This window comes from Arthrobacter endolithicus (assembly GCF_026627425.1).
Lineage (GTDB): Bacteria > Actinomycetota > Actinomycetes > Actinomycetales > Micrococcaceae > Arthrobacter_M.
The window spans coordinates 1-2,319 of record NZ_JAPNLH010000051.1 but is presented as its reverse complement, the minus strand read 5'-3'; the positions used below and the strand labels follow the sequence as shown (position 1 = coordinate 2,319).

Here is a 2,319-nt window from a genome sequence, read left to right as displayed (position 1 = left end):
TTCCTTGCCTGGGCCCCAGGCCCAGAGACGTCACTGCGGGCACTACCGGTTCGTCGGAAGCACTAAGACATGAGTCAACAAACACTGGGACCGGTCCGGGGACGTCGCCGATTCCCTCACCAGCAGCCTGTCCGGGCGTGGGCTTCCCTTCAGCATGGGGAAGACGTTGAAGTCTGGTCCATCGATTCGTTCTGCTACGCAGCTTATGTTGATGAGCGCGCTGACGACGGTCAACTGATATGGGTCATCGAGAACGGCACAGGCTGCCGTCATCTGTTTGTTCGTGGTGATCCCGTCACGCTGTATTCGATCTAAGACACAGCACACCCAACGATGAGGGGGTGGCGCATTGGGGGCCCACTCCCTGGAAGGAAAGTTGTTCATCATGGGTAGTCAGAGCACCGGGTATGTGGAAGTCCTCGTTAACAGGCCTGGCCTGCTTAACGAGTTGCTCGACGATGCAGAGGTCGCGCTCCGGCAGGCAGCGATGACCCAGCGCTGTGCCGGCATCCTGGTCACCCGCCATTATCCTGGCCGGTACACCCTCGAGTTCAGCGACACGGTCCCCTTCGGGGAAACCTGGGAACAGACACTCTCATGAGCATCCCCCCACGGCCGCACCGCCAGCCCGCGACCCGTCGAAAAATGGAAGGTAACGATGTCTCTTACTCACCCTGATTTGAGTGTGCGGTCCGGGCATAATCCACTCCGGGATCCGCGCGACCGGCGACTGTCCCGGGTGGCGGGCCCGTCGTCGCTGGTCCTCTTCGGGGTCACCGGTGACCTTGCCCGCAAGAAGCTCATGCCCGCCGTGTACGATCTCGCGAACCGGGGGCTGCTGCCGCCGAGCTTTGCACTGGTGGGGTTCGCCCGCCGTTCCTGGGCGGATGAGGACTTTGCCGCGGAGGTCAAGGCCTCCATCAAGGCGCATTGCCGCACCCCGTTTGATGACACTGTCTGGGACCAGCTGAGCCGTGGGGTGCGCTTTGTCCAGGGCGAGTTCGGAGACGATGAGGCGTTTGAACGGCTCAAGGACACACTGGCCGAACTGGACGAGCAGTGTGGCACGCTGGGAAACCATGCGTTCTACCTGTCCATCCCGCCCAAGGCGTTCGAGCAGGTCTGCCGTCAGCTCTCTGCGCACGGGCTGGCCCAGGCCGCGGGAGACAACTGGCGCCGGGTGGTCATTGAGAAGCCGTTTGGGCACAACCTGGAATCGGCCCGGGCACTGAACGACATCGTCGAATCGGTGTTTCCGGCGGACTCGATTTTCCGGATCGACCATTACCTGGGCAAGGAAACGGTCCAGAACATCATGGCGCTGCGGTTCGCGAACCAGTTGTTCGAGCCGCTGTGGAACGCCAACTACGTGGACCACGTCCAGATCACCATGGCCGAGGACATCGGCACCGGCGGCCGGGCAGGCTACTACGACGGCGTTGGCGCGGCCCGCGACGTCATCCAAAACCACCTCCTGCAGTTGCTGGCATTGACGGCCATGGAGGAGCCCATTTCCTTCAACGCCGATGACCTCCGCGCCGAGAAGGAAAAGGTCCTCGCCGCCGTTAAGCTCCCGGCGGACCTCTCCACCCACTCGGCGCGCGGGCAGTTCACCGGCGGCTGGCAGGGTGGCGAGCTGGTCCAGGGCTATCTGGAAGAAGACGGCATTCCCACCGACTCGAAAACGGAAAGCTATGCGGCCATCCGACTAGACATTAACACCCGAAGGTGGGCCGGGGCGCCGTTCTACCTGCGCGCGGGCAAGCGTCTGGGCCGGCGCGTGACCGAGATCGCCGTCGTGTTCAAGCGCGCACCGAACCTTTTGTTCCGTGACCACGGCGAGGAGGACTTCGGGCAAAACGCCGTGGTCATCCGGGTCCAGCCCGATGAGGGCGCGACCATCCGGTTTGGCTCCAAGGTCCCGGGCACGCAGATGGAAGTCCGTGACGTGACCATGGACTTCGGCTACGGCCACTCCTTCACGGAGTCCAGCCCCGAAGCCTACGAACGGCTGATCTTGGACGTGCTCCTCGGTGAGCCGCCGCTGTTTCCCCGCCATCAGGAGGTGGAACTTTCCTGGAAGATCCTGGACCCGTTCGAAGAGTACTGGGCCGGTCTGGGTGAACAGCCCGAGCACTACACCCCGGGCAGCTGGGGCCCGGCTTCGGCTGATGAGCTGCTGGCCCGTGACGGTCGAATCTGGAGAAGGCCGTGATTGTTGATCTTGCGAATACCACGACCTCGAAGGTTTCCAGGAGGATTATTTCCCTGCGCGAGCAGGGGGGTGTGATTGCTTTGGGTCGGGTGCTCACCCTTGTG

At 62.8% G+C, this 2,319-nt stretch carries 2 protein-coding genes and 1 pseudogene; all 3 read left to right on the top strand.

Annotated features, from left to right (window positions below):
- The first annotated feature begins 385 nt into the window (after window positions 1-385).
- Complete coding sequence (locus tag OS914_RS17915; protein ID WP_267547412.1) at window positions 386-601, top strand: hypothetical protein; 216 nt, start codon at window positions 386-388, stop codon at window positions 599-601.
- Between the two features lie 57 nt (window positions 602-658).
- Window positions 659-2,215, top strand: coding sequence for a glucose-6-phosphate dehydrogenase (zwf, locus tag OS914_RS17910; RefSeq protein WP_267547411.1), 1,557 nt, complete (start codon window positions 659-661; stop codon window positions 2,213-2,215).
- Window positions 2,212-2,319, top strand: a pseudogene (locus OS914_RS17905) (glucose-6-phosphate dehydrogenase assembly protein OpcA); the annotation flags it as partial. The gene zwf and the pseudogene OS914_RS17905, both read left to right, overlap by 4 nt.

Excerpts from the sequence above, each read along its gene's own strand:
- OS914_RS17915 (WP_267547412.1), top strand. The coding sequence starts at position 386 with ATGGGTAGTCAGAGCACCGGGTATGTGGAAGTCCTCGTTAACAGGCCT.
- zwf (WP_267547411.1), top strand. The coding sequence starts at position 659 with ATGTCTCTTACTCACCCTGATTTGAGTGTGCGGTCCGGGCATAATCCA.